Origin of the sequence: Streptomyces sp. NPDC015032, assembly GCF_043080425.1 — a bacterium.
GTDB lineage: Bacteria > Actinomycetota > Actinomycetes > Streptomycetales > Streptomycetaceae > Streptomyces.
The window spans coordinates 39,809-64,779 of the sequence record NZ_JBIBVN010000039.1; the positions used below are offsets into that span (position 1 = coordinate 39,809).

Genomic DNA, 24,971 nt, shown 5'->3' on the forward strand with positions numbered 1-24,971 from the left:
AGCGACTCGCATCTTCGCTGGCGTGGAAAACGTTGAGTATCACAAGCCTACGACTCGGCTGTGTCCCGGTCGGAGGGACAGGCGGTCGGTGAAGTTCCCCCGCTGAACGGGCTCTTCTCCCAGGTGACGCCGGAGAAGTCCAGCTCGGCGGGGTTGGGCTTGGTGTTGCTCACTTACAGCTCCTTGAGCATGTCCTTGATACGGCTGCGGGTCTCGGGCGGGCCGAGGTCCGTGGCCCGCAGATGGTCGAAGACCTCGGTGTAGCGCCCCACATCGTCCGATCCCTCGAAGTACACCGAGTTGGTCAGATTCTCCACCCAGACCACGTCCGGGTTGGGCTCGGGGAAACCCATGAGCATGAACGATCCGTACAAGCCGGGATGGAACCCGGCGTCGAACCGTAGAAGCTGCAGGGTGATGTTCGTGCGGGGCTCGACGTCCAGCAGGTGTTCGAGCTGTTCGTTCAGGACGGCCGGCTTGGACTCGATGCGGCGGAAGGCGGCCTCGTCGATGACGGCCCACAGCTTCGGCGCGTCGTCGCGGACCAGCAGGGACTGGCGCTTCATGCGCACGTCCACCAGGTCCTGGATCTGCTTGGCGTCCAGATCGATGCGCATGGCGGTGATGACCTGGCGGGCGTACTCAGGGGTCTGCAGGAGCCCAGGGACCAGTTGCGGCTCGTAGGACCGCAGAGTGGTCGCGCTCTGCTCCAGTTCCAGATAGCCGCCGTACTGGGTGGTGTTGATGACGGCGGAGTACTTGCGCCACCACCACTGTTTCTGGGCCTGATCCGCACGGACCAGGTCCAAGATGTCCTCCCGGACGCCCGGGTCGGTGACGCCGTAGCAGTCGAGCAGGGCCTTCACCAAGACTGGGGTGGTGCCGCGGTCGCCGTTCATGATGCGGCTGAGTGAACCCTGGTGCCGAGTCCCCAAGAGACCACAGGGAAGCCCCCAGGAAGCCCCGGGGGGGAGTCCCACGACCACCGCCGCACCCCTTCCGCCCAGCCCATGCGCGGGCCGGAAGGGGTGCGGCGGTGCCGTTCCGTCAGATGTCCCGAAACTACTCGGCCCCGGTGACAGCTGGGGGTCGGAATTGGTTCGGCCTGGCTGGACTACTGTCTGGAGATCATCGCCTACGCGAGTGACGTGGGCTGCGGCTGCCAGATGAGGAGTGCCCGATGCCGGAGCTGATAGATCACCTTGAATCCCGGCCAGTACTCCAGCAGGATTTCGGTGTCTGACCTGCGGGTTTCGCCGGGTGGCGGGAGTGTAGCGGGACTCCGAACGTGCAGGGGCGGTCTCACGGAGACTGCCCCTCGAATGTGCGACACCGCCGCAGGTAGTGACAGCGGCGGGCGACTGCTTGGCGTCGTCGGCGCCAGTTCGACCAGCTCAGCGCGTGGTGTCGACCTCGGTGTCCGCGCAGGTGTGAGGGCCGGGGACGACAAGCTGCCAGGAGTCGCCGAACCTCCGCTACTGTGAGCTCGATGGCCCCGGCTGCCTCATCGGTTCCGCCCCCTTTTCCCCGGCCTGGTGTGCCGTGACGGCCAGGAAGGCGTGCGCGAGCATGGCCAGGGTGACGTGCCGATACCAGCCCACGTAGCGGCGGACCTCGTACTGGTCCAGGCCGCACTCGTTCTTCGCGGTCTGGAAGCACTCCTCGCGACAAGACACCCGACAGCTACATGGCGGGACTTCAGCTTCGCGCATCAGTCATCTGGATCCGCAGCCTCCGCCCCGCCACGTGAATGTAACTCCAGACACACCCTAGCCCTCGCAGGTCAGGTCCTTCGCGGGCAGTCGGCCCGTGGTCAGGTATCGCGTAACGCCGGCGTCCGCACAGGACGGGCCGGCCACCACCACGCCGTGGCCCTCACCGTCGGCCACCGTGATCATCCGCGCACCGTGCAGCGCCCGCCGCATGCCCTGCGCCATGGCCAGCGTCGCCTGCGGGTCCCACTGGTTCTGCACGATCAGCGCGTTGACGTCGTTGCTCACCACGGTGGCCGGCTCGCTTCCCGCCGACTTCCAGAACGCGCACGGCTGAATGTTGGCGCCCAGGTCGCCGGCCAGCGGGTACTTGGCGCGGTCTCGGATCGCGTCCCGGCGGTACTGCCCGGGGTCGCGCGGCCAGCTGCGGGTGTCGCCGCAGAAGACGGCCCACGTTCCGGCGGTCTGGTTGTCCGCCGGAACGTCCGCACCGAACGCCCCTGCTTCGGCGGACCGGACCGGGGCGGAGTCGGGCACCGCCGACGCGGTCGGCACAGGCGGTCCGCCCTCGGCCGCGGCCTTCAACGCGACGATCCACGGGGTGACGGTCTCGACGTGGACGAACGCGTTGTACGCGGAACGGATGGCACCGCCGCTGAGCGCCCCGCCCTCCGTCGGGACGGGCGTGCGGTCGGCACGGGCGATGAGCTCCCAGTACGTCTTGCGGACCTCCGCCGGAGTCGCGCCCAGCCCGTACGTGGCGTTGCGCGCGGCGGCCCACTCGGTCCACCGGGTGAAGGCGAGTTCGGCCCCTGCCGGCCATCCCCGGAACATCCCTCGCCACGCGAGCGCCGGATCGAGCGCGCTGTCGAGCACGAACCGGTCCGAGCGCTGGGGGAACATCTGCGTGTAGACGGCGCCCAGGTACGTGCCGTACGAGTACCCGAAGTAGGAGATCTTCTTCTCTCCCAGTGCCGCCCGGACGACGTCCATGTCCCGTGCCGTGTTGCGGGTGGTGATGTGCGGCAGCACGTCCCCCGCCTTGGCCTGGCATTTTTCGGCCACCGTCCGGGCCCGGGCCACGTCCTTCGCGAACGTCCTTGCGGTGTAGGGGTGCTGGAAGGACTGTTCGTCGCCCGTAAGGTCGCAGCCGATCGGCGAGCTCTGCCCGACCCCGCGCGGGTCGAAGCCGACCAGGTCGAACCGCTCTCGTACCTCCGCCGACAGCAGCGGCTCCATCTCCGCGGGCATGGTCAGCCCCTGAACGCCCGGGCCCCCGGGGTTCATCAGCAGCACGCCGTGCCGCTCCTTCGCGCTGCCCGCCTTGATCCGCGATATCGCGAGGTCGATCTTCCGGCCCCCGGGGGCGCTGTAGTCCAGCGGCACCTTGACCTTCGCGCACTCCAGGGCCGCCGGCTGGCCCGTGTCGCAGCGTTCCCAACGGAGTTGCTGCTGCGCGTACTGCTGGAGCGGATCCCCTGCCGCAAACGCCGTCACGGGGGTGAGCGCTGCCATCACGGTCGTCACCGCGCCGACCGTCAGCACGGAGATCGTTCGGGCGCCTCGTAGAGCCATGCCAGTCCTCTGTACAGAATCAGTGTCTCGGATTGCCTCCAGTCTCCGTTCGCTCCCACTCGTGCCCGTACGGCGCGGGGATGGGCTCATGTTCCAACTTGTGGAGTAGGACGGTGCGCCGCCGTCCTACTGGAGTCCTGCTCCTTGTCGTTCGTCTCTCGGGGTAGGTCGCCGATCGACCACCTGTCGGCAGTCACGCCGTGGACACCCCGGCCCGCAGCGCGGTGACGGCACGGGCGGCCGCAGCGCCGACGACGCGGCCGAGCGCCGTGTCGTCGGCGTCCGGGCGGGAGCGGGTGAACACGGTTGCCGCGTTCCGGCATCCGCCGCGGTGGGTGACGACGCCGACCTCGTTGCGCACCACGCCGACCGGGCTGCCGCCGGGCTTGTCGGATCAGTGAGCGGATCCACCGACCCCTAGGGGTTAGGGGAGGGATACCCGGTGTCGCGCGGCGAGCGAGATCCGGAAGAGAGGACCTGGACCAGCCAGCAGGATTTCGATGTCTGGCCTGCGGGTTTCACCGGGTGGCGGGAGTGTAGCGGGACTCCGAACGTGCAGGGGCGGTCTCACGGAGACTGCCCCTCGAATGTGCGACACCGCCGCAGGTAGTGACCGCGGCGGGGCAGCCTCCCAAGGTGATCACCAAGCACGCCACCGCGCAGTGGGACCTCGAACTGGACGATCTCTTCCTGGCCATCGGCCACCGCTTCGGCCGAAAGCTGCCTTCGTCAGATCGGGAACGGACGAGTGCGCCCTACGCTCTATCGATATGTCGCGTGCTTCTTCGCACGTCGGCCCGAGTTGGGGCTGTTTTCCCGCGCACCATCGGTAGGGACGCCACAGGGTATGGCCCCTGTCCACAGCACATCCGCCATGAAGGGACAGATCCGTGGACCTCGACGACTTGAAGCAGCAGGCGATCCGCATCCACGACCTCTATGACGAACTGAACCGCCGTGAGCGCGGCCGAGTCTGGACACGCAGTGAGTTCATGCTGGGGTTTGTCGGAGACGTGGGTGACCTCGCAAAACTTGTCATGGCGGAGGAAGGCGCGAGAGAGATCCCGGGCGGCCGGCCTGCCCTGGAGCATGAACTCGCCGACTGTCTCTGGTCGGTACTCATCCTGGCTCACCGCTACGACGTCGATCTCAAACGTGCCTTCCAGCGCACCATGGCCGAACTCGACGAAAGGATCAGCGCCCGGCTCTCAACGGATGACAGCCCGGTCGCATAGTCGCGGTACTCCGCTATCGCTCCCGTGGCAGGTTCGGTCACAAGCTGTGTTCGACAACTGAGGCACGAGCAGCATCTTCTTGTCCGGTGCCCGGCCGAGGAGAGCCCCGCGACCACCTGAGTCGGCGCTGCGATCCCAGTAAAAAAAGCTACCGCTCAGTAATCGGTGTACGGTGCATCGCATGGCACAGGCAGCAGAGCAGTCGGCACAGACCGGACCGGCGACCGTCGGGAACAGCGAGTTCGACCGTGACGCCGCCGTCACCCTTCGCGAAGAGGGCGTCTACGACGCCGAACTCTCCGCCGGATGGACCATCATCCATGCCGTCAACGGCGGATACCTGCTGGCCATGCTGGGCCGCGCGCTCGGCCGGGCCCTGCCGCACCCGGACCCCTTCTCCGTCTCGGCGCACTACCTCACCGCGTCCGTGCCCGGCCCGGCGGTGATCCGGACCCAGACCGTCCGCACCGGCCGCACCCTCTCCACCGGCCAGGCCTCCCTCTTCCAGTTCGCGGAGGACTGGCACCGAGGTCGAGCGCATGCGGGTCATCGCCACCTACGGCGACCTGGACGGCCTGTCCGACGAGGTCCGTACGTCGGCGAAGCCGCCGGCCATCCCGCCGATGGAGCACTGCTTCGGCCCGAGCGACGGCCCGGCCCCGATCCCCGGCAGCTCGGCCATCACCGAGCGGCTCGACATCAAGCTCGACCCGGCGACGGTCGGCTGGGCCGTCGGTGCCCCCTCCGGCAAGGGTGAGATGCGCGGCTGGTTCGGTCTCGCGGACGGCCGCGACGCCGACCCGCTCTCGCTCCTGCTCACCGTCGACACACTGCCGCCCACCTCGTTCGAGCTGGGCCTGAAGGGCTGGACGCCGACCATCGAGCTCACCACCCACATCCGCTGCCGCCCCGCCCCGGGCCCGCTGCGCGTCTCCATCACCACCCGCAACCTCGCGGGCGGCTTCCTGGAGGAGGACGCGGACGTCTGGGACAGCGCGGACCGCCTGGTGGCCCAGTCCCGCCAGCTGGCACGCGCACCGCGCTCCTGACGGCCGGCGGCGGGGAAGGGGCAGTGGCCGGGAGAAGCTGGTGAGGTGAGATCCGGCCGGCTGCTCTCGATCCTCCTGCTGCTCCAGACCCGCGGCCTGGTGCCCGCCACCGAGCTCGCCGAGCGCCCCGAAGTCTCCGTACGCACCATCTACCGGGACATCGAAACGCTCTCCGTCTTTGGTGTCCCGGTCCACGCCGAGGGGGGCGGCACGGCGGCATCGCGCCGCTGCCGGGATTCTGGACCGATGTCCCCGGGCTCGCCGCCGACGAGGCGCGCGCCCTCTTCGTCCTCGCCGCCGAGGGCCCATTCTTTTCGCTCCGCACTTCTGGGAGTCGCTGGCGTCATATGCCGGTGAATGACATATGGTTCTCGCATGACTGATCGTGCGATGCAGGAACCGACTCTGCTCCTCCTCACCGCGCTTGCGGACGAGCCGCGCCACGGCTACGCGATCGCGCGCGAGGTGGAGGCGATCTCGGGCGGGCGGGTCAAGATGCGGACCGGCACGCTGTACGGCGCGCTGGAGCGCTTGTTGCAGCAGGGTCTGATCCAGGTTCACAAGGAAGAGGTCGTGGACAGCAGGCTGCGGCGCACCTACACCTTGACCACCCCCGGACGCGAGGCCCTGGCCACCGAAGCCGAACGGATCGCGGCCACCGCGCGCGAGGCCACTCGGCGCCTCGGCGTCATCGGCAAGGCGGCCACCACGTGAACCCCGTACTGCTGCGCCTGTATCCGGCGGGCTTCCGTCGCGCGTTCGGCAGCGAGATAGCCGAGGCCTACCAGGAGGCGACCGAGGGGGCGAGCCTCCGCGCCCGCCTCCGCGAAGCCGCCGATGTCGCCTTGCACGCCCTGCGGCTGCGTCTCGGCATCGGCTCCGCGTGCCCGGGTGGCCGGCTCTTCGCCAGTGCCGCCCCGTTCGGCCTGGCCGCGACGGCCGCGTACGCGGCCTTCAACCTCATCGGCAACGCCGGCGACTGGTACGTCATGCGCATCGCCGGGACCGACGGCAGCGCGGGCCCGCTCCTGACCCTGATGAACGGCTGCTACCTGCTGACCCTGATCGGTGCGGTCGTCGCCTTGGCCGGACGCCACCTCCCCGGCGTGCTGTGCGCGGTCGCCGGGACCATGGGCTCCTCGGCCAGTTTCCTCTACCCGGACTGGCTCATGCCGACCGACCTGCGGTGGGAGTTCGTCGCTTTCCTCCTCCCGCCGATCCTGATCGCCGCCCTCCCGCTCGCCTGCCCGCCCGACCTGCGCCCGGCCCGCCGGGTGCGCAGCGGGGTGGGGGTGTTCGCCGTGGCGGTGTGGGCGGTGCTGTTGGTTGCCGCCCTGGTCGTGATCGACCCGCTCGGGATCGGGCCCGTCCTGCCCTGGCGGTTGGGCGTCCCGCTCGCCGCGGCCCTCGTCCTGGCGGGCCGCCAGGCCTTCGCCGGGATCCGCAGCACCACCGGGCTCGCCTTCGCCGCGACACCGTTCCTCGTCACGCTGTACTTCTCGGGCTGGGTGAGCACCGAAGGAATCCTGACGGCCACCGTCGCCGTCGCCGTGGCCGTGGCCGTGGCCCTGCGCATGCGCTGGGGGAACGGCTCCGACACCGCCAACCCGGCCTGACCTGACCGCAGGCGAGCCGGTGAGATCAAGGGGGAGAGCGGACCGTTCCGGTCGGCCTCGATAGCACTCCCGCTTCCGGCTTCCCGCTTCCCTCGGCGATCCGGCGTCCGGCCGCGGGTGCACGGCCGGACGCGTGACGGCCCGAGTGACCTCCCCCCGACGGCTCCTGCCCGCCTCATGGCGACCGAGCCGACGACGCGCCCCGGACCTCGCGTCCAGCGCCGCCCGCGACGTCCCGGAACACCCCATCATGTCCCCGCCCAGCCACCGGCGTCGCCGGTGGCCAGGAGCGGCATGCCCTCCTCCTTCCCTCAAGGGCGGCCTTGAGCACCGGCCGCCGCGCAACAGGAGATTCCATGTCCGAGTCCGCACTCCGCGAAGCCGCCCGCAACCTGCTCCGGCCCGCCCGGACAACGCCGGCCCGACCATCGGGTGCCTCCACCAAGGGCGGTCGCCTGGCCGCGATCGACGCGCTGCGGCTCCTTGCGGCCGTCGCCGTGGCGGCCTACCACTACGTCGGCACCCCGACCCCCCGCTTCTGGGGCGAGAACCACGACCTGCCGCAGGCGGCACCGCTGCTCCACGCCGTCAGCGGCTACGGCTGGCTCGGGGTGGAAGCGTTCTTCCTGATCAGCGGCTTCGTCATCTGCATGAGCTGCTGGGGACGCACCCCCGCACAGTTCGCGGTCTCCCGCATCGCCCGGCTCTTCCCGCTGTACTGGGCGGTCGTGCTGATCGTCGTGGTCATGGGTACCGTCGCGGCGCTCGTCGGCCAGCGTTGGGGGGCGCCCACGGACCTGCGCACCACCCTCGGCAACCTGACGATGATCCCCGGGCCGCTGGGCGTGGACTTCACCGCCGGCGTCGCCTGGACCCTCTGGGTGGAAGCCCGCTTCTACCTGCTCATGGCGGTTCTGCTGCTGATCGGCCTGACCTACCTGCGCGTCGTGGCCTTCGGATTCCTCTGGCTGGTTCTGGCGTCCATCGGCCGCGAACTGAACTCCACCGTCCTGGACGAGCTCCTGCTGAGCCAGTACGCCGGACTCTTCGTGACCGGCATCGCCTGCTACCTGATGCACCGCTTCGGCCCGAACCTGCTCCTGTGGCTCCTCACCGGCTTCGCGTGGTGCTACACCCTGACCGTCCTCGACGACCGCGTGGCCACGCACCCCACTTCCGACTGGGGTGCCAGCGCCGCCGTGCTCACCGGCTTCCTCGTACTGCTCGCCGTGGCCGGCCTCAGCCGGCTGCGCCACCTCCAATGGCGGACCTTCGTCTACGCCGGAGCCCTGACCTACCCCTTCTATCTGGTCCACCAGAGCGTCGGCATACCCGTCGCCCGCGGCGTCCTCGAGGCCGCCCCGGCGCTCGGTCTTCTCCCCGCGATCGCCCTCGGCCTCCTCTTCTCCCTCCTGCTGGCCGCCACCCTGAACCGCCAGGTCGACCGCAGGCTCGGCCCGCTCCTGCGCCGCCACCTCACCGCGGCCCTCGACCCCGACCCCGCGGAGCTCCGGCCCCGTGGGCAATGGGGCGCGGCGCCCCGGGCATTGGCGCCCGCGAAGGCCGGCCCGGCAGGCGATTGACACCGCACCGACGGGCGGGGTTCCACCTCCGGTCGGGGCCGTGCCTGCCCGGGGCTCGCGCTCGGCGTCGCCAGCCCGCCCGGCCACCGGCTCCGGCACCATCTCCTGGAACTTCGCAGGCTGACCGGGTGCCGCAACCGGTGCGCGGGGCCGGGCCGCGATGCGCCCGCCGTACGCCCCGTTACCTAATGAGGGATGAAGCCGGTGGACTGCTACCCGTTACCCGGTCCAGGAGACCTCGAAAAAGATCGCGGCCATCGGCTTCTCCTCGGTGGCGATCAGCCGGCATCCGGTGAGCCATACGCACCCCCCGGAGCCCTTGAGCACTCGGTCAAGATTTGGCCCCGGGTGCTGGCCGATTGCTACCGAGGGCCCGCGGTCGCGAGGCGGGTGTCAGGGCCAACTCTCCCTGCAGGCCATCCTTCTTGACCGTAACCAATCAGATGATCAGACCGTTGATGTTCGTGGTCCGAGCCCTCTGCCGGGTGAACCTCTCGCTTCGCCGGGACGCCTTCGAGCTCCTGCACAGACCGAGGCCCCTGCGGTCAGCTGGGGTCACGAACGACCAATCGGATGACGGGCCCAGAGCCCTTCCATTAGGGAGTCGCGTGCCTCCGCGCCGGTCTTGACCAGCGGATATGCACATCGGACAGAAGGACGTGAGAGACACACATGAAGGTGTTCTGCGGGATCGACTGGGCCAGCGACCACCACGACGTCGCCCTGGTCGACGGCGACGGCAAGCTCCTCGGACGGGCCCGGATCGGCGACGACGCAGCCGGCCTGCAGCAGCTGCTCGACCTCCTGGCCGAACACGGCGACAACCCCGGTGAGCAGATACCGGTGGCGATCGAGACCTCCCGCGGCCTGCTGGTCGCCTGTCTCAGGTCCACCGGCCGCCCCGTCTACGCGGTCAACCCGTTGGCGGCCGCCCGCTATCGCGAGCGCCACACAGTCTCGCGCAAGAAGTCCGACCACCTTGACGCGATGGTGCTGGCGAACATCCTGCGCACCGACGCAGACGCGCACCGCGTGCTGCCAGCCGACAGCGAGCTCGCCCAGGCCGTCGCAGTTCTGGCTCGCGCTCAGCAGGACGCCGTCTGGGACCGCACGCAGGCCGGTAACAAGCTCCGTTCCCACCTGCGTAAGTTCTTCCCCGGCTACCTCGCCGCCGTCCAGCCGGTCACCGGCGGCTTGAACGCGCCGCTGGCCCGGACCCTGCTGGCTGCCGCACCGACTCCCGGGCAGGTCACGCCGCGCCCGCACGACGTCTCGCGCCATGAGCTCGGCAACGGTTCGGTGATGCATGTGACGCCCCCTTCGGGGTGTGACGGTCAGAAGTGGTCATATGTCGAGCGGATCAGGAACCAGACGCTCACGATCGAGCCGGCCGGACCCGCCTTTCGGGACAAGTGGACCCAAAAACGGACCACTCGACCCGACGGCAACGGCACGCTGTGCGTGGCAGTTTCGAGTACAGCAACATAATGAGGAGGCAGTGACGATCATGCGAGCTCACCTCGGCGATCACCTTGTTGTCGAAAGTGCCCAGTCGTCCGCCCGCCACAACGGGCGGGCGCGGTCAGCCGGTTGGCCACCAGCGTCTCGATGACCTGGCCAGGAGATCGAGGACGTCCTCAGCCCACCGGACAGGAGGCCGCATACAGGGTCGCCTGCGGGCGTCAGCGAAACGTGAGCGAGACGTTATCGGCCCGGCATAGGATCGGGATTGTTGTCATTCGTGTACTTACTGTCAGGAAAACCGGATATATGAAGAACCTCAGAGCTGCCGTCGTCACGATCGCCGCCGCCGCGAGTCTCGCCGTGGTCGTCCCGTCAACCGCTCAGGCCGCGGCCGACTGCAAGAGCGGCGGCCAGGCCTACATCTGCGAGTACGGCATCACCACCCAGAAGCTGCCGAACGGGACCAAAGAGGTCTTCGCGGTGGCTCCCGACCACTCCGTGGCGACCCGGTGGACCGACTCCGATGGCGACTGGAGCCACTGGGAGTCGTTGGGTGGCTATGCGAAGAGCAAGGTCGTGACCTCCCACTATCCGACGTCGCCGCCCGGGTATTTCTCCATCCACGCATTGGGCGCGGACGACTTCTATTGGTTCCGTGAGCGCGACACCAACGGGAACTGGAGCGCGTGGGCCCGCAACCGGGACCCGCAGTAGCCAACCCCCGATCGCGCGCCCCCGCGAAACGCCGTCATCGCGGCCTGCGGGGGCGCTGCGTTGGTTCGGACCCGGCCGGTCACCACGCCGCGTCCTGCCTACTTGAACCCTCTCGAACGGGAGGACAGGTTGGCTCCACGACATGGACAGCACCGCCGGTCGAACGCACGCAGCAGCTGAGCGGTCTGGGCACCGTGACTGAGCGTCAGATGATGGAGGGTGATGCTGCGCAGCATCCGCAGCGTGGACGCCAGGGCCGGGTCGGCGGTGATGATCAGGCCGCCCTCGATCGACCGTATGTTCTTCGTCGGGGTAGAAGCTGAAGCAGCGCGCCGTCCCAAAGGTGCTGGCCGGGCGGCTGGCGAGGGTCTGGGCAGCGTCCTCCACCAGAGCAAGGTGGTACTGCTGGGCGAGCGCGGTGAGCTCATCCAGCGCGACAGGGTGTCCGAAGAAATGGACTGGTGTCACTGCGGTGGTGCGCGGGTGATCGCGGCCCGCACGGCATCGGGGGCCAGGCAGAAGGTTTCGGGGCGACGTCGGCGAAGACAGGGGCAGCGCCGGTAAAGCGGGCAGTGGCGAACTCGACGTTGTTGACCGCGGCCCAGTCGCCGACGAGAGTTTCCTTCTTCGTGGCCGCCGGAAGTGCAAGCCCGAATCATCGACGGGGCATGGCAGACGGCCGCAGGCGGCGATCTGAGCTTCCCGGAGGCACTGGGGAAGCGACCGCTCGGGTCGGGCCTCATTCGAACGCTGCCTCGCCGGCTGTGCGCGGCCGGTCCAGGCGAACAGAGTCTGATCCACGGGCAGTTCAACGGAGGGGAGACGGGTCCGGCGGACACGGTGGGAATGACGTTCCGCTCGGCCCGGACCAGGTCGCGGTGAGCATCCGCCAACGCCGCGCCGGTGTGTCGAGGAGACCGCCGTCGCGCCCGTCGGCCGGGAGAGGGTGGCGCTCGCCGCGGGCGTGGAGGCGCGGCCGGTGATCACCCAGGGCTGGCACGTATATTTCGTAGCTCGATATATGCTCGGCGCATGACACGACAGAATCCGTCCTTGACGGAACCGCAGTACTTCATCCTTGCTGCGCTCATGGACGGACCGTTGCACGGCTACGGCATCATCAAGGCTGCCGAGCAAGCCACCGACGGGCGGCTCCGGATCGCTGCCGGCACTCTCTATGGCGCGCTGGAGCGGTTGGAGCGGGCCGGGCTGGTGGCCGCCGGCGACGAGGAGATCGTGGACGGGCGGGCGCGGCGCTACTACCGGCTCACGGAGGGCGGCACCGAGGCACTCGGCCGGGAGGCGCTGCGGATGCAGCAGGCGGCGGCTGTCGTCCTCGGGCGCCCGCGAGATGCCAGGGTGGCCCCGGCATGAACCGTCTGCTGCTCGCGGCCTACCCCGAGTCCTACCGCTCCCGGCAGGGGAAGGAGTTGCTGGCCTGCCTGTCCGAGGCGTATCCCGGCCGTTCCTGGCCCCCGCCGCGAGAGGTCCTCGCCGTGGCGCGTGCCGGGGCGCAGGCCCGCGCCCGTGCCGTCGTCGACGACACGGCCCGGCCGTGGTGGCTGGACGGCATCCATCTGACCGCTCTCGTCCTCGCCGCGCTGGCGCTGGTGCCGTACCTGCAGGACGTGTGGCACTGGGCACTGCACATCGATCCCGGCCGGCATGCCATCGCCTTCCACTTCTCCGGCTGGTACCCGTGGGCGCAAGGTCCCGGCACGCGGACACGGCTCCTGCCCTACGGGCTGCTTCCGCTGGTCTGCTTGATCGCCCTGCTGCGTGGCAAGCCGTGGATCGCCCTGCCGGCCGCAGCAGCGATGATCTACGCCGGTGCCACGTTCAACACCAATACGCTCTTCGGCGACGAGGGCAAGGTCGGCCTGGGCTACTACGGGCTGGGCGCCCCGATAACGGCCCATGACCTGGTGCTGTCCGGGGCGCTGTGCACCGCATGCGCCGTGTTGGCGGCCTGCCGTCCCGCCCGGCTGCGACGCCACTCGTACCGCTGGCTGGTCCCCGTCGTACTCGCCATGTTCGTGGCCGGGTCCCTGCACATCATCTCCATCAGTCCGGCCTTCCAACGCGGCCTGTTCGCCCTCGAAGTCGCTGCGCTGATCGCCGCGTGGGCGGCGACGGCCGCCACCGGCGACCACCGGTGGCTGATCCCCGTCGTGGCGTTCGCGTTCATCCGCACACAGGCGATCGTCATCCAGCCGAACTGGTTCATGCAGTCCCTGCCGGACCTGGTCGTCCTCCTCCTCCTCATCGCTCCCCTCCCGGTCCTGGTGATCGCCGCCCAGCGCCAGCAAAGCCGGGCGCTCCTCGAACAGGAGCAGATCCCCGGCGGGCCGGCCGGACCTGCCGGCCCACCTCGCGTCCGAAGCGGCGCGTGACCGCACTGCTCCCACACGAAAAACAGAGAAAACGATGACTCAGCAAGATCCCTCGACCCTGCCCGTGCCCCGGCCCGACGGCCCCGGCCAGGCCTCAGAAACCCCGGCCAGCCCCAGCCCCTCGCGGACGACGCGGCCGTGGACCCCAGCCCTGCTGTATTTCCTGGGATTCCTGACGGTCTACCTGCTCGCTGTCTGCACTCCGGTCGGGCAACGGGCGGAGAACGCCCTGTTCTATCTCGGTGCAGGCGACATGAGGAACGCATGGATCTATCCCTGGTCGGGAGCGGCTTACGGCTCGACGCCCCTGCCACCGCTGGAATTGAGCCACATCAGCACCCTGATCGTGGGTTTGGGCGTCATCGCGGTCGTGACCCTGGTGCGCAGGTGCTGGTGGCAGGGGTGTGCGGCGGCCGGGGTCGTCGTGGTCACGATCGGGGGCAAGGAGGTGCTGCGGGCGGTCCTGCCCCGCCCAGACCTGGTAAACGCAAGCGAAATGCTCACCGAGGGGAGCTTCCCCAGCGGGCACGCGGTCATCCCCGCCGCGCTGACCCTCGGCGTCATCCTCGTCGCGTCCCCCCGCATCCGCCCCTACGTCATCACGGTCGGCGTGCTGTGGCACGCCTGCATCGCCGCCGCCGTCCAGGCCCTCGGTCACCACCGGCCCAGTGACGTGCTGGGGTCAACACTGCTGGCCTGCGCCTGCTACAGCCTCGTGACCTGGCTGCTGCCCACCGCCGCCGCACCAGACATCACGCACAGCCCCCGCCCGCTGCCGCCCGTCGCCCTGGCACTGTCCGCGGCCGTCGCGCTCGCCGCCGGCGCACGGAGCGACACCCTCGTGGGCTCATTGGTCGACGCAGCCGCGGCCTTCGTGTGCGCAGCCCTGCTCTGGTACATCGCAACAAAGGATCCCGCACACGCACCAAAGGCAACGAACCGATGACCCGGCTGCCCGATTTCCGCCTGGAAACCTACTTCTCCCAATGGGAGTTCACCGCCCGCCACCACATGACCGCCTCCGACGTCCAGACCATGACCCTCGGCGAGCTGCTCGCCCTGGCCGACGACCAGGACCGCGCCGCCTTCGACAGCCTCTCCCTGGGCTACACCGAGACCTTCGGCGACCCGGCGCTGCGCGAGGCGATCGCCGGGATGTACGAGCGGGCGGACGCGGCCGACGTGCTCTGCTTCGCGGGCGCCGAGGAGGCGCTGTACCTGGCGATGAACGTCCTGCTGGACTCCGGGGACCACGCGGTGGTGGTGACCCCGAACTACCAGGCGGCCGAGACCGTTCCGCTGGCGCTGTGCGAGGTGACCGGCGTCGCCCTCGACCCCGACCGCGACTGGGCCCTGGACCTCGATGCGGTGCAGGCGGCCATCCGGCCGAACACCCGGGTGGTGTCGGTGAACTTCCCCAACAACCCCACCGGCAAGGTCATCAGCGCCGCCGACTTCACCGCGCTGGCCCGGCTGTGCGACGAGCGTGGCATCCACCTGTTCAGCGACGAGGTCTACCGCGGCCTGGAACGCGACCCGGCCCGGGCCCTGCCGCAGGCCGCCGACCTGTCCGAGCGCGCCCTGTCGCTGAACGTCACCTCCAAGTCCCTCGGCCTGCCGGGCCTGCGGATCGGCTGGCTCGCCTGCCGCGACCGGGAGTTGCTGTCCCGGCTGGAGCGGGCCAAGCACTACACCACCATCTGCAACTCCGCCCCCAGCGAGATCCTGGCCCGTATCGCCCTCAAGGCCCGCACCACCCTCCTGGCGCGCAACCGGGCGCTCATCGCGGCCAACCTGCCGCTCTTCGAGGAGTTCTTCGCCGAGTTCGACGACCTCTTCGAGTGGCGGGCCCCGGACGGCGGCTGCGTCGCCTACCCGCGCTACCTCGGCCCCGAAGGCATGGAGGAGTTCTGCACCCGCCTGGTAGAGTAGGTTGGCTTCCTGCTGCTGCCCGCGAGCATCTACCGCTCCGACCTCACCCCCACCCCCACCGACCGCTTCCGCGTCGGCATCGGCCGCGCCCACCCCGAAGCGGGCCTGGCCGCCTTCGCCCAGTGGCTGCGAGCGGGCCGATGACCCCGCCCGTCCTGAGTGCCGACGAGATCACCCGCGTCACCACCCCGGAGCTGGTCTTCGCCACCGTCCGCGACGCGTTGATCGCGCACGCCACGTCCCCGGTCCTGCACGCCGATCACGTCCGCCGGGGCGCGCAGGTCACCGGCATCGGCGGCGACATGCCGCACAAGAACGAACTGCCACCGGCGCTCTTCGCCCGCGCGGCCTTGATCGCCACCGACGACCACCAACAGTGCCTGGAACACGGCGACTTCGGCCACGCCGTGCGCGCCGGGTCCACCACCGACAGCGGCGACACCCCCGTCGGCCGCCTCCTCGAAAGGCCCGTCGAGCGGCCGGACGGGGCGATCACCGTCGCCGACCTCACCGGCGTCGGCGCCCTCGACGCGGCCCTCGCCTCGGCCGTCCTACGCGAACTGACCCGCTGACGCCTTGACCACCAGGGCGAGCGCGGTGGCGACGGGACCGCGTGAGCGGGCCCTCAGAGCACACGTCGTGGTCCCACCGTTCGTGTCGTGTCATGATCGCGCCTCTACGGCTGACGGGACGGTTGCGGCGGCGCCTTGGGCAGGCGCAGGACGAGGCGGGCGCCGCCCTGGGAGCCGGTGGGGGCTTGGGCGGTGAGGGTGCCACCGTGGGTGGTGGCGATGGAGCGGGCGATGGCCAGGCCGAGTCCGGTGCCGCCGTCCTGGCGGGTGCGGGCGTCGTCGAGGCGGGTGAAGCGGTCGAAGACGCGCTCGCGGTCGTCGGCCGGGATGCCAGGGCCGTCGTCGGTCACTTCCAGGACCACGTCCTGGCCGTCGACGGCCACCCGGACCTGGATGGTGGTGGCCGCGTGGCGGCGGGCGTTCTCCATGAGGTTGGTCAGCAGCCGGGTCAGATGGGCGGCGTTGCCGAGTACGGGTGCGGGGCTGGCGGCGTCGATCTCCACGGGCAGGGTGGCGCCTGGTTGGCGGGCCAGATCGTGGGTGAGGGGGGTGAGGTCGACCTGGCGGTGGTGTGGTGCGTGGTGGGCGTCCAGGCGGGCCAGTAGCAGGAGGTCGCTAACGAGGCCCTGGAGGTGGTCGGTGTCTTCGAGGGCTTCGGCGGCGACCTGGGGCCAGTGCGCGCTGTCGGGGCGGGCGAGGGCGAGTTCGAGGCGGGTGCGCAGGGTGGTGAGCGGGCTGCGCAGCTCGTGGGAGACGTCGCCGGTGAAGGTGCGCAGTCGTGTGACGGCGCGGTCCAGGCGGTCCAGGGTGGCGTTGAGGGTGGTGGCCAGGCGGGAGATTTCGTCCCGTGCGGGCGGGACCGGGAGGCGGCGGTGCAGGTCGTTGGCGGTGATCTCGGCGGCCTCGCGGCGCACCGCTTCGACCGGGGCCAGGGCCCGGCCCACGGTCACCCATGTCAGCAGCGCACCGAGCAGCACGATCAGCAGTACACCGGTCGCCACGAGGACGAGCATGCTGCGCAGGGTGCCCTCGGCGGCGGTGAAGTCGACCGTGCTCTGGACGCTGTAGCGGCCGTCGGCCGAGAACGAGTACACCTTGGTCCCTTCCGGGGCCTTCGGCTCCCGGGACGGTCCAGCGGACGGTCCCGGGGTGATATCCGGCACGGGGACCAGCTTGAATTGGGCTTCGCGTACCTTGAGGCCGTCGACGGAGTACGCGCCGCTGCCGCTCTTCCCTGCGCGGTGCAGTAGCTCCACTGCCATATCGGCTTGCCGCTGCGAGGAGTTGCGGGCCGACTGCCACAGGTCGCCGCGTACGGTGGTGAGCAGGGCGGCTGCCCCCGCGGTCAGCGCGACGGTCAGCACCGTGGCCACGGCGAGGGTCATCCGGCCCCGCACCGTGGAGGGCCATATGCGGCGCGGGGACCAGCGGCGTACGGATGATCCGGGCATCAGACCCTCAGCTTTCGGGGGACAGTCGGTAGCCGGCGCCCCGGATGGTGCGGATGCTCCTGCGCCCGAACGGCGCGTCGATCTTCCGGCGCAGCGCACTGACGTATACCTCCACGATGTTCAAGTCGCCTTCGTAGTACTCGTCCCACACACGCTCGGCGATGTCGGTTTTGGTGATGACCTCGTCGGCCCGCTCCGCCAGACAGGCCAGCACCGCGAACTCCTTCGCGGTCAGCGCCACTTCGACCGGGCCACGCCAGCAGCGCAGTGACACCGGCTCGATGCGCAGATCTCCCACCTGAAGCACCGCCGTCGCGCGGCGTCCGGAACGGCGGATGAGGGCCTTGAGGCGGGCGGTGAGCACGACGAAGGAGAACGGCTTGGACAGGTAGTCGTCCGCCCCCGTCTCCAGACCTTCGGCCACGTCGTACTCGCCGTCCTTGGCGGTGAGCATCAGCACCGGCGTGCTGATGCCCGCTGCGCGCAGCCGGGCGCAGACGGTATAGCCGTTCAGACCCGGCAGCATCACATCCAGCACGATCACGTCGTACGTGCCCGACAGCGCACGCCGCAGCCCCTGGCGCCCATCGGCGACCCAGTCCACCTCGAAGCCCTCGTCGGCCAGCCCCTGGCGCAGCAGAGCCGCCAACCGTGCATCGTCCTCCACCATCAGCATGCGCATGAGGTGCAGCCTGCCTCACCGGCGGCTTGACCGACGCCAACACTGAAGCCGGCTTCAGGATTTCAGCGTGGCCTCAGCGGCCCCCTGCCACGGTTACGTCCATCGCCACCGCGGATCGAGCGGTGACCGGACCGGAAGGACCTCCTGTGCGTCAGCCCAAGACCTTCAAGCGCGCCATGCTCATCGGTGCCACCGCTCTGCTCGGCGTCAGCGTCACCGTCGGCGCCGCGCACGCGGGCACCTCCAACGCCGCCGACACCTCCAAGGCCGCCGACACCTCCAAGTCCGGGGCCTACGCCAAGTACGTCAACCTGAAGACGGGCGAGACCGAGACCCTCCCGGTCGAGGCCGAGAAGGCCGACGGCGCCTCCGCCGACTTCGTCAACAAGGAGACGGGCGCGACCGAGAGCTTCCCCGTCAAGGTCGACAAGAACGGCAACGGGCCGGAGTTCTGCTACGTGCCGGCCAACGGTGACGCCACCGGAGCGACCCTCGTGTCCGACTCTGCCGACAACCCGGGCCTGAAGACCTCCAAGGCGGTCAGCAAGGGCAAGGGCAACGACGACAAGCCGGAGTTCTGCTTCGAGCCCATCGGCAAGCCTGTCGCCAAGAAGTAACCCGGCCCGCCTCAGCGCCACCTGCCCCACAGGGCCGTCCCGTCCGCCAGGCGGGACGGCCCTTCGTGGCTCCGATGCTCTGACCGGCGAACCAGATCGACGACCGCCGCCGCTACGACGGGAGCCGCCACACGGATGCCCGTGCTCAGACCTTGGTGACCACGACGGCAGGTCCGCGCAGCAAGGTGATGTCGTCAGGATCGGAGGTGAGGATCGTGACGGGAGCCGGCGCGGCCCGTGCGATGGCGGCGAGGACGGCGTCGATCGCGTACCTGTGGCCGTGGAGGTGGTGGCCGCGGAGCAGCGCGGCGGCCTGGTCCGCCACGCTCTTCGTGACGTCATGGACGTCGATACGGGACAGCACCCACCGGATGCGGGCCGGATGCACGCACTCGTAATCGGCCTCCAGGGTGGTCATCGCGGTCGTGGCCACCCGTATGCCCTCCTCCAAGGCCGCCTGTACGGGGGTTGTGAGCTGCTGTCGGTTTGGTGAGCTCGAGTGCGTTGTAGTGAGCAGGAGTGGTCCTGGCGGTGGCTTCGCGGAGTGGAACGGAGGTTCTTGGGTCGAATGGGTGACCTTGGCGGCTGCTGCTCGTTGGGCTGGGCAATGGGTATCCAGTCTCGTGGGGAGGGGGTGTTGTGGTGGGTGGTTTACGGGAGTTGGCGGCGCCGTTCGTGGTGTCCGGGCCTTCCGGTGTGGCGGTCCGGGACCGTCTCAAGCACCTCACGCCCCGGGACGAGAAAATTCTGCGCCTGGTCGGAGAGCATCAGGGGCGTCTGGCCGCGCGTGATCTGAAGGCTCGTTGTGCGGATGCTCTGGAGCACGGCGCGCAGGGCTGGGCGTCGCGCAAGCGGGGCCTGACGCCACAGTCGTCGTCGCGGATCGCGGGTGCGATCACCAAGGCCACACACGACCAGTGGGCACTCGCCCGCCGCTGCCAGACCGCCCACATCCAGACACTCGAAGCCGGGATCAGGACGCTGCGGCACCGCTTGTCCCTCCCCATCGGCACGCCCGGGACGAAGCGGGCTCCTGGCGGCTACCGCTCCAAGGGTGAGTGGTTCCACAAGTCCCGCCGCCTCGAAGCCCTGGAAGCCCGCCACACCGTCGCGGTCCGCGACCGGCAGGCCGGACGGGTCCGGGTCGTACGGGGCGGCAAGCGTCTCCTGAACACCCGCCACCACCTCGCCCAGGCCCACCTCACCGAGGAGCAGTGGCGGGAACACTGGGAGGCGGAGCGCTGGTTCCTGGCGGGGGACGGCGAGTCGGGGAAGCGGTTCGGGAACGAGACGATCCGCGTCACCGACACCGGCGAAGTGTCGATCAAGCTCCCCGCCCCGCTGGCCCACCTGGCCAACACGAAGCACGGCCGGTACACCCTCGCCTCCACCGTCGCCTTCGCTCACCGTGGGGTGGAGTGGGCCGACCGGATCGCCGGGAACCGGGCCGTCGCCTACCGCATCCACCTCGATGTGGACCGTGGCCGCTGGTATCTCACCGCGTCCTGGCAACGCCCCACCGTGCAGACGATCCCGCTGGCCACCGCCCGCGCCCAGGGAATGATCGGTGTCGACACCAACGCCGACCACTTCGCCGCCTACCACCTCGATCCCCACGGCAACCCCACCGGCGACCCTCACCGCTTCTTCTACGACCTGTCCGGCAACGCCGCACACCGCGACGCACAGATCCGCCACGCCTTGACCCAACTCCTGCACTGGGCCAAACAGACCGGTGCGGGTGCGATCGCGATCGAGGACCTCGACTTCACCGCCGAGAAGACCCGCGAGAAGCACGGCCGCCGGAAGCGTCCTGGCCCGACAACAGATCGCAGCACCGTCGCAACGGCGCGCATCTGCAGGGATGTCATGGATCCGATCCGCACAGCCACCGCAGCTCCATGATCTACGTAGCCTCACGCCCGCTGCCATCCCGCAAGCCACTTGACGCTACGCAGCGGCCTGGGCTGCCCGAGGTCGGGCGCCCAGGATCTGACCCAGCGCCCGTTCGACCGAGATCAGGATGACCACCCGCTCAGGGTCCGGGGCCGGCGTACGTCCGTATCGCTTTCCGTAATGGGCAACCGCGTCTTCGACCAATGCCTCGTCGGTGCACACCTCCGCCACCCCTTCGAGCGTGGCCCACCGGCCGCCATCAACCTGGCACACGGCCACACGGGCTTCGCCCCCACCCGCGAGAATGTTGGCCACTTTACGGCTCGATTTGCGGGTGATAACTCGGGCCACGCCAGCGGCGGCATCCACCGTCACACCGACCGGTACGACATGCGGTCGCCCATTGGGCCGCAGCGTGGTCAATGTGCACAGGTGGTACTCGCTCCAGAACTCCAAGTAGCTGTCCGACTGGGCGGATATCGCGTTCAACATGACTGAAAGCGTAAACGCCACAGTTGCCCGAACTGCCCCAGAGTGACCGCCACCACACCCCTTCTGATCAGCCACTTTGTCCACTTCATGGTCGTTTGCGAGAGTGTCGCGCCCATCGGAAGTCTCAGGTTGATAACGGAGTCACTCATCGACTCGCAGAGGTTGATCCGTTCACACCAGGCCATAAAGTCGCAGCTCAAAGCCTCGTATAGAATTAAACAAGGCCGATTTAGGCCACTTCGACTGGTCGAAGTGGCCTGCCGCCCACACGAATCGATGGTGTTTTTTAGGCCATGTCTTGTCGGAAGCGTCACGTACTGTCCAAAGAGGTTCCCGGGAGCTCCACCGGGCAGTCCCGCTCGGGGCATCAGTACGCGTTCGCGTACGTGACATCCGAGCAGACGGGAAGCCCCGGACGCCTGGCATCCCGCCCCCTGCAAGGGGGTTTAGTGGGGTGCAGGCGCAGCCGACTGCGGTCGTTTCCGGCGCCGGGAACCGGACGTCATCGACATGGGCGCGGTGTCGCCCGGCTCGGGGGAGCCATCACAGCCGGTTGGAGGAATTACTCAGTGTGGTCGGATAAGAGTGGTCGAGACGCGGCGGAACCCACAGTTCCCGCTCAGGGCGGAACCAACCGTCGACGCCTTGGGCGCTGGCGCACAGCCGCGGCCCGGACGGTGGAGAAGGACCTGCACCGCCTGATTCGGCGCGAGCTGCAAGACCTCGGGGTCGCTCCCCCGCTCGACGTTGACGAACTCTGCCATGCCCTGAGCCGACGGCGCGGGCGTCCTCTGTTCCTGCGCGAAGCTCCTCTGCCCAAGCCCGGCCCCTCGGGCATGTGGGCGGAGTACGACACCTACGACGTGATTCTTTACCAGCAGGAGACAACCCGCCTGCACCAGGAGCACATCATCCTGCACGAGGTCGGGCACATCCTCGTGGCGGAGAACAAGGAGGCCGCCGAGACCTCCTCAGGCGAGGCGGAGGCGGACACGCCGGTTAGCGCCCCTGATGAAGACGCAGCGGCCGTTGACGTGGAGGGTTGGGCGACTCTGATACCGGTCTTCGGTACCGAGTCGATCAAGCGTGTCGCCCAGCGCTGCTCGTACGACGACGGCGAGGAGTGCTCTGTCGAGCTCGTGGCCACGATCATCCTGGAGTGGTCGGCCCTGCTCGCGAGCTCCACTCCTCCGGCTGATGATCCCGCCCTGCGACGGGTCGAGGCAGCTCTTGGTGACCGGCGAGGATGGTTGTAACTCGTGGAACTCCTGCTCCTGGGGCTCCTGGCCGCTCTGGTCTGGAAGCTCTACCAGTGGAAGCGAAGCCCGCATGACGCACCTCTTCGCTCGGTCACTCTCTGCCTGCTCTGTGCTGCGCTCTCGTACCCCATAGCGATGCCCGGCGGCGTGTCCGGCGTCGACACCGTCGCCGGCCATGGGACGGCGAAGCTGATCCAGAACCTACTGCTGCTTCTCGCGGTGTACTTCCTGATGTGCTTCTACCTCTACTCCGCCGCGGACGAGGATGCGGGCCGGCGCAGGGCCCGGAAAGAAGCCGTCGTCGTCGCGGTCGTCGCGGTGGCGATCACCGTGGCTGCCGAGTCTGTACCGCACGAGGTCTTCGCCGGCTCCTTCAGCACCGCCGACATGACGACTCCGCAGATCTCGTTCTTTTACGGCGGCGCTGGCCTCTACCTGATGTACGCGCTCGGCATGGCGTGCCGGTGGACTCGCCGCTATGCCCGAATGTCCCGGCGTCCGCATTCCACCGGGCTCTGGATGGCCGCCGTGGGTCTGGGGGCGATGGCGGTGGCCTGCGCGATCCGCGCCGTCATCGTCGCCGTTCGCGCGGCTGACGTAGAGGTATCCGAGCCGCTGATGGCCGCCGTCGCCTTCCTCCTGGTGGCGTCCATCCTCACGTTCGCGGCGGGCATCACGTACTCCGGAGCCAGAGCCCGGATCTCGTCTCTGCGCCTCTGGCTCCAGCACCGACGCGAACACCGCCGCCTCGCGCCGTTGTGGGAGCTGCTGGCGGAGACGTACCCGGACAACGTGTTGCGACCGGCGTCCCCGGCGGCCCTGGACCGGTGGCGGGCCCGCGGCGTGCACCGGCGCTACCACCGTCGCATCGTGGAGTGCCGCGACGGCTTGGTGGACATCAGCCCGTACCTCCTGGGCGAGGGTGACGACAGCACAGTCCTCAACATCGACTCCGCCGAGCTTGCCGCCCGGCTCCGCCGGGCCTCCGCCCGGATCGAGAAGGGGGTCCCCGCGCCCCGCCGAGCGATTCCGCTCGCGATGGCGCTGGGCAGCGACCGCGAGTCGGATGTGAAACAACTGATTGCGGTATCCGACGAACTGCGCGCAGCCGCATGACCTCGCAAGATCAAGGAGTCACGATGCTGATTACCGGTGGACGAGTGCTCGTCGACTCGGGGACCTACCTGGAAGACGGTGCCGTCCTCATCGAGGGCGAGTCGATTTCTGCCGTCGGGCCGCGCAAGGAGATCGAGGAGCGGGCCGGGGCCGACGTGCCCCGATTCGAGTTCCGCGGAACCGTCCTGCCGGGGCTCATCGACGCTCACGTTCACCTGGCCTTCGATGGCGGGCCTGATCCGGTGTCTACCCTCCAGGGCTCGACGGATGAAGCCCTGTTCGAGGACATGCGGCGTCGCGGCGAGCAGCTCCTGCGCAGCGGCGTCACCACCATCCGCGATCTCGGTGACCGCGGCGGCCTGGCGCTTCGCCTAGCTACCGAGATCAACGATCGGCGTACACCGGGACCGAGGGTCATCTCCGCGGGCACCCCGGCGACCACCGTAGGCGGACACTGCCACTTCCTCGGCGGCGAAGTCTCCGGCGAGACCGAGATCCGCGAGCTCGTACGGCGCAACCTCGCGGCCGGGGCAGGGGTCATCAAGGCGATGGTCACCGGCGGCGGCCTCACGAAGGACGGCCCCAAGAGCCACCAGTCGCAGTTCACGGCGGAGGAACTGGCCGCCCTTGTGGAGGAAGCCCACAAGGCGGGCGTGCCTGTCGCGGCCCATGCGCACGGTGCCGACGGCATCGCCTCAGCCGTAGAGGCGGGCGTCGACACCATCGAGCACTGCACCTGGATGTCGAGCGATGGCCTGGACTTCCGGCCCGACGTGGTTCAGCAGATCATCGCGAAGGGCATCACCGTCTGCCCCGCCGTGAGCCCGCACTGGCAGATGCTCCCGCGTTTCTTCGGCGAGGAGCGCGCCAACGCGATGTTCGATCTGGTGCGGCAGATGGCCGATGCAGGGGTCCGCCTGATCGCGGGGACGGACGCAGGCGTACAGCGCGCCGGCTTCGACGGGCTTGTTCAAGCCCTGTCGTTCTACTCGCACCTGGGTCTGCCGAACGCCACGATCATCGACATGGCGACCTCACAGGCTGCCGCCGCCCTGGGTCTGGGCGACATCACGGGGAAGGTCGCTCCCGGCTACCGCGCGGATCTCCTCCTGGTAGACGGTGACCCGCTCGGTGATCTCTCCGCACTGAGCGGAGTCCAGGCCGTGTTCGCCTCCGGTCTGCGCCACGAGCCGAACGGCACGGGGCAGTAGGAACCTCACACTGGTGCCCTGTTTCCTGACCCTCGCGGGTCCGGGGAACAGGGCACCAGCTAGACGAGTCATTCCGAATGCTGACGGTGCGTTTGGGAACGCGGACAGGGCGTCCAAGATCGATCTGTGACGAATGACCTGGACGCCCTGCTCACCGCACTCTATGTGAAGATCGACGACGAGATCGGAGACACTCGATGGCTTGGCCGCCCGCCCCGGTTGACGGACTCCGAGCTTGTCTGCCTCGCCGTGGCCCAAGCGATGCTTGGTTTCGCCTCGGAGTCCAGGTGGCTGCGGTTCGTCCGCTCGGCTGGGCGCGATGTTCCCGTACGTGCCGAAGCAGCCCGGCTGGAACAAGCGGTTGCGGGCCGCGCTGCCGCTGGTCAAGCGGGTGATACGGCT

The 24,971-nt window shown here is 69.2% G+C and carries 21 protein-coding genes and 8 pseudogenes; 19 read left to right on the plus strand and 10 right to left on the minus strand.

All coding sequences use genetic code 11. The features are described from left to right. Positions 1-47 precede the first annotated feature (47 nt). From ACF08M_RS34300 to ACF08M_RS34320, 5 genes and pseudogenes are all read right to left on the minus strand, one after another. Entirely contained in the window at positions 48-173 is a 126-nt protein-coding gene (locus tag ACF08M_RS34300) for a hypothetical protein (protein ID WP_392189179.1), read from the minus strand. Then, positions 174-899, minus strand: coding sequence for a DUF5753 domain-containing protein (locus ACF08M_RS34305; RefSeq protein WP_392189180.1), 726 nt, complete (start codon positions 897-899; stop codon positions 174-176). It abuts the gene before it with no gap. Positions 900-1,475: 576 nt separating this feature from the next. After that, positions 1,476-1,664 (minus strand): annotated as a pseudogene (locus ACF08M_RS34310) (IS701 family transposase); the annotation flags it as partial. Between the two features lie 105 nt (positions 1,665-1,769). Continuing rightward, positions 1,770-3,287, minus strand: a complete 1,518-nt coding sequence (locus tag ACF08M_RS34315) for an alpha/beta hydrolase (protein WP_392189181.1) — start codon at positions 3,285-3,287, stop codon at positions 1,770-1,772. 193 nt (positions 3,288-3,480) lie between these two features. Beyond that, positions 3,481-3,651, minus strand: a complete 171-nt coding sequence (locus tag ACF08M_RS34320) for a hypothetical protein (RefSeq protein ID WP_392189182.1) — start codon at positions 3,649-3,651, stop codon at positions 3,481-3,483. A gap of 526 nt (positions 3,652-4,177) precedes the next feature. Here ACF08M_RS34320 and ACF08M_RS34325 point away from each other — a divergent pair. The 8 genes and pseudogenes from ACF08M_RS34325 to ACF08M_RS34360 all read left to right on the plus strand — a co-directional run bounded on the left by ACF08M_RS34325 (position 4,178) and on the right by ACF08M_RS34360 (position 10,948). Beyond that, a complete protein-coding gene (locus ACF08M_RS34325; protein WP_392189183.1) occupies positions 4,178-4,522 on the plus strand; it encodes a MazG nucleotide pyrophosphohydrolase domain-containing protein in 345 nt (114 codons plus the stop codon). A 181-nt stretch (positions 4,523-4,703) separates the two neighbouring features. Continuing rightward, a pseudogene (locus ACF08M_RS34330) lies at positions 4,704-5,571 on the plus strand (thioesterase family protein). A gap of 45 nt (positions 5,572-5,616) precedes the next feature. After that, positions 5,617-5,891: pseudogene (locus tag ACF08M_RS34335) on the plus strand (helix-turn-helix transcriptional regulator); the annotation flags it as partial. A gap of 55 nt (positions 5,892-5,946) precedes the next feature. Beyond that, complete coding sequence (locus ACF08M_RS34340; RefSeq protein ID WP_392189184.1) at positions 5,947-6,285, plus strand: PadR family transcriptional regulator; 339 nt, start codon at positions 5,947-5,949, stop codon at positions 6,283-6,285. Continuing rightward, the gene (locus ACF08M_RS34345; protein WP_392189185.1) at positions 6,282-7,187 is read left to right on the plus strand and encodes a hypothetical protein; all 906 of its coding nucleotides are present in this window, start codon (positions 6,282-6,284) and stop codon (positions 7,185-7,187) included. Before ACF08M_RS34340 ends, ACF08M_RS34345 begins: the two co-directional genes overlap by 4 nt. A gap of 356 nt (positions 7,188-7,543) precedes the next feature. Continuing rightward, positions 7,544-8,770, plus strand: a complete 1,227-nt coding sequence (locus ACF08M_RS34350; RefSeq protein ID WP_392189186.1) for an acyltransferase family protein — start codon at positions 7,544-7,546, stop codon at positions 8,768-8,770. 672 nt (positions 8,771-9,442) lie between these two features. Beyond that, positions 9,443-10,018: pseudogene (locus ACF08M_RS34355) on the plus strand (IS110 family transposase); the annotation flags it as partial. A 522-nt stretch (positions 10,019-10,540) separates the two neighbouring features. Continuing rightward, positions 10,541-10,948 carry a hypothetical protein gene (locus ACF08M_RS34360; protein ID WP_392189187.1) on the plus strand — a complete coding sequence of 136 codons (408 nt, stop codon included), beginning with the start codon at positions 10,541-10,543 and terminating at the stop codon, positions 10,946-10,948. Positions 10,949-11,311: 363 nt separating this feature from the next. Here ACF08M_RS34360 and ACF08M_RS34365 read toward each other — a convergent pair. Next, positions 11,312-12,055, minus strand: a pseudogene (locus tag ACF08M_RS34365) (DegT/DnrJ/EryC1/StrS family aminotransferase); the annotation flags it as partial. Here ACF08M_RS34365 and ACF08M_RS34370 point away from each other — a divergent pair. The 5 genes and pseudogenes from ACF08M_RS34370 (at position 11,981) to ACF08M_RS34390 (ending at position 15,845) form a co-directional block, all read left to right on the plus strand. Further along, positions 11,981-12,322 carry a PadR family transcriptional regulator gene (locus ACF08M_RS34370; RefSeq protein ID WP_392189188.1) on the plus strand — a complete coding sequence of 114 codons (342 nt, stop codon included), beginning with the start codon at positions 11,981-11,983 and terminating at the stop codon, positions 12,320-12,322. The pseudogene ACF08M_RS34365 and the gene ACF08M_RS34370 overlap by 75 nt on opposite strands. Beyond that, positions 12,319-13,275: pseudogene (locus ACF08M_RS34375) on the plus strand (hypothetical protein); the annotation flags it as partial. The gene ACF08M_RS34370 and the pseudogene ACF08M_RS34375, both read left to right, overlap by 4 nt. 100 nt (positions 13,276-13,375) lie before the next feature. Next, complete coding sequence (locus ACF08M_RS34380) at positions 13,376-14,287, plus strand: phosphatase PAP2 family protein (protein WP_392189189.1); 912 nt, start codon at positions 13,376-13,378, stop codon at positions 14,285-14,287. Next, complete coding sequence (locus ACF08M_RS34385) at positions 14,284-15,273, plus strand: aminotransferase class I/II-fold pyridoxal phosphate-dependent enzyme (RefSeq protein WP_392189190.1); 990 nt, start codon at positions 14,284-14,286, stop codon at positions 15,271-15,273. Before ACF08M_RS34380 ends, ACF08M_RS34385 begins: the two co-directional genes overlap by 4 nt. Positions 15,274-15,413: 140 nt before the next feature. Then, positions 15,414-15,845: a hypothetical protein gene (locus ACF08M_RS34390; RefSeq protein WP_392189191.1), complete on the plus strand. Its 432-nt coding sequence runs from the start codon at positions 15,414-15,416 to the stop codon at positions 15,843-15,845. A 104-nt stretch (positions 15,846-15,949) separates the two neighbouring features. Here the strand turns inward: ACF08M_RS34390 and ACF08M_RS34395 are convergent, their stop codons facing one another. After that, the gene (locus tag ACF08M_RS34395) at positions 15,950-17,296 is read right to left on the minus strand and encodes a sensor histidine kinase (RefSeq protein ID WP_392189192.1); all 1,347 of its coding nucleotides are present in this window, start codon (positions 17,294-17,296) and stop codon (positions 15,950-15,952) included. A gap of 7 nt (positions 17,297-17,303) precedes the next feature. Then, positions 17,304-17,978, minus strand: a complete 675-nt coding sequence (locus ACF08M_RS34400; RefSeq protein WP_392189193.1) for a response regulator transcription factor — start codon at positions 17,976-17,978, stop codon at positions 17,304-17,306. Positions 17,979-18,124: 146 nt separating this feature from the next. Between ACF08M_RS34400 and ACF08M_RS34405 the strand changes: the two genes are divergently transcribed. Continuing rightward, entirely contained in the window at positions 18,125-18,595 is a 471-nt protein-coding gene (locus ACF08M_RS34405; RefSeq protein WP_392189194.1) for a hypothetical protein, read from the plus strand. Positions 18,596-18,740: 145 nt separating this feature from the next. Here ACF08M_RS34405 and ACF08M_RS34410 read toward each other — a convergent pair whose 3' ends face one another. After that, positions 18,741-19,028 (minus strand): DNA-binding protein, encoded by a 288-nt coding sequence (locus ACF08M_RS34410; RefSeq protein ID WP_392189195.1) that lies wholly within the window; start codon positions 19,026-19,028, stop codon positions 18,741-18,743. 209 nt (positions 19,029-19,237) lie between these two features. On the opposite strand from ACF08M_RS34410, the pseudogene ACF08M_RS34415 reads away from it, so the two are divergent. Next, positions 19,238-20,407: pseudogene (locus ACF08M_RS34415) on the plus strand (IS200/IS605 family accessory protein TnpB-related protein); the annotation flags it as partial. Positions 20,408-20,545: 138 nt separating this feature from the next. On the opposite strand, the gene ACF08M_RS34420 reads toward ACF08M_RS34415, so the two are convergent. Further along, positions 20,546-20,983 (minus strand): pyridoxamine 5'-phosphate oxidase family protein, encoded by a 438-nt coding sequence (locus ACF08M_RS34420; RefSeq protein WP_392189196.1) that lies wholly within the window; start codon positions 20,981-20,983, stop codon positions 20,546-20,548. Positions 20,984-21,660: 677 nt separating this feature from the next. Between ACF08M_RS34420 and ACF08M_RS34425 the strand changes: the two genes are divergently transcribed. The 4 genes and pseudogenes from ACF08M_RS34425 to ACF08M_RS34440 form a co-directional block, all read left to right on the plus strand. Continuing rightward, the gene (locus ACF08M_RS34425) at positions 21,661-22,239 is read left to right on the plus strand and encodes a hypothetical protein (RefSeq protein WP_392189197.1); all 579 of its coding nucleotides are present in this window, start codon (positions 21,661-21,663) and stop codon (positions 22,237-22,239) included. 3 nt (positions 22,240-22,242) lie between these two features. Continuing rightward, positions 22,243-23,358, plus strand: a complete 1,116-nt coding sequence (locus tag ACF08M_RS34430) for an MAB_1171c family putative transporter (protein ID WP_392189198.1) — start codon at positions 22,243-22,245, stop codon at positions 23,356-23,358. Positions 23,359-23,381: 23 nt separating this feature from the next. Further along, entirely contained in the window at positions 23,382-24,569 is a 1,188-nt protein-coding gene (locus tag ACF08M_RS34435) for an amidohydrolase family protein (RefSeq protein WP_392189199.1), read from the plus strand. Between the two features lie 126 nt (positions 24,570-24,695). Continuing rightward, positions 24,696-24,971 (plus strand): annotated as a pseudogene (locus ACF08M_RS34440) (hypothetical protein); the annotation flags it as partial.

Coding starts and splice junctions, on each gene's coding strand:
- ACF08M_RS34350 (WP_392189186.1), top strand. CDS start 7,544: ATGTCCGAGTCCGCACTCCGCGAAGCCGCCCGCAACCTGCTCCGGCCC.
- ACF08M_RS34380 (WP_392189189.1), top strand. CDS start 13,376: ATGACTCAGCAAGATCCCTCGACCCTGCCCGTGCCCCGGCCCGACGGC.
- ACF08M_RS34420 (WP_392189196.1), bottom strand. CDS start 20,983: ATGTTGAACGCGATATCCGCCCAGTCGGACAGCTACTTGGAGTTCTGG.
- ACF08M_RS34400 (WP_392189193.1), bottom strand. CDS start 17,978: ATGCGCATGCTGATGGTGGAGGACGATGCACGGTTGGCGGCTCTGCTG.
- ACF08M_RS34435 (WP_392189199.1), top strand. CDS start 23,382: ATGCTGATTACCGGTGGACGAGTGCTCGTCGACTCGGGGACCTACCTG.
- ACF08M_RS34360 (WP_392189187.1), top strand. CDS start 10,541: ATGAAGAACCTCAGAGCTGCCGTCGTCACGATCGCCGCCGCCGCGAGT.
- ACF08M_RS34390 (WP_392189191.1), top strand. CDS start 15,414: ATGACCCCGCCCGTCCTGAGTGCCGACGAGATCACCCGCGTCACCACC.
- ACF08M_RS34315 (WP_392189181.1), bottom strand. CDS start 3,287: ATGGCTCTACGAGGCGCCCGAACGATCTCCGTGCTGACGGTCGGCGCG.
- ACF08M_RS34385 (WP_392189190.1), top strand. CDS start 14,284: ATGACCCGGCTGCCCGATTTCCGCCTGGAAACCTACTTCTCCCAATGG.
- ACF08M_RS34370 (WP_392189188.1), top strand. CDS start 11,981: ATGACACGACAGAATCCGTCCTTGACGGAACCGCAGTACTTCATCCTT.
- ACF08M_RS34305 (WP_392189180.1), bottom strand. CDS start 899: ATGAACGGCGACCGCGGCACCACCCCAGTCTTGGTGAAGGCCCTGCTC.
- ACF08M_RS34395 (WP_392189192.1), bottom strand. CDS start 17,296: ATGCCCGGATCATCCGTACGCCGCTGGTCCCCGCGCCGCATATGGCCC.
- ACF08M_RS34340 (WP_392189184.1), top strand. CDS start 5,947: ATGACTGATCGTGCGATGCAGGAACCGACTCTGCTCCTCCTCACCGCG.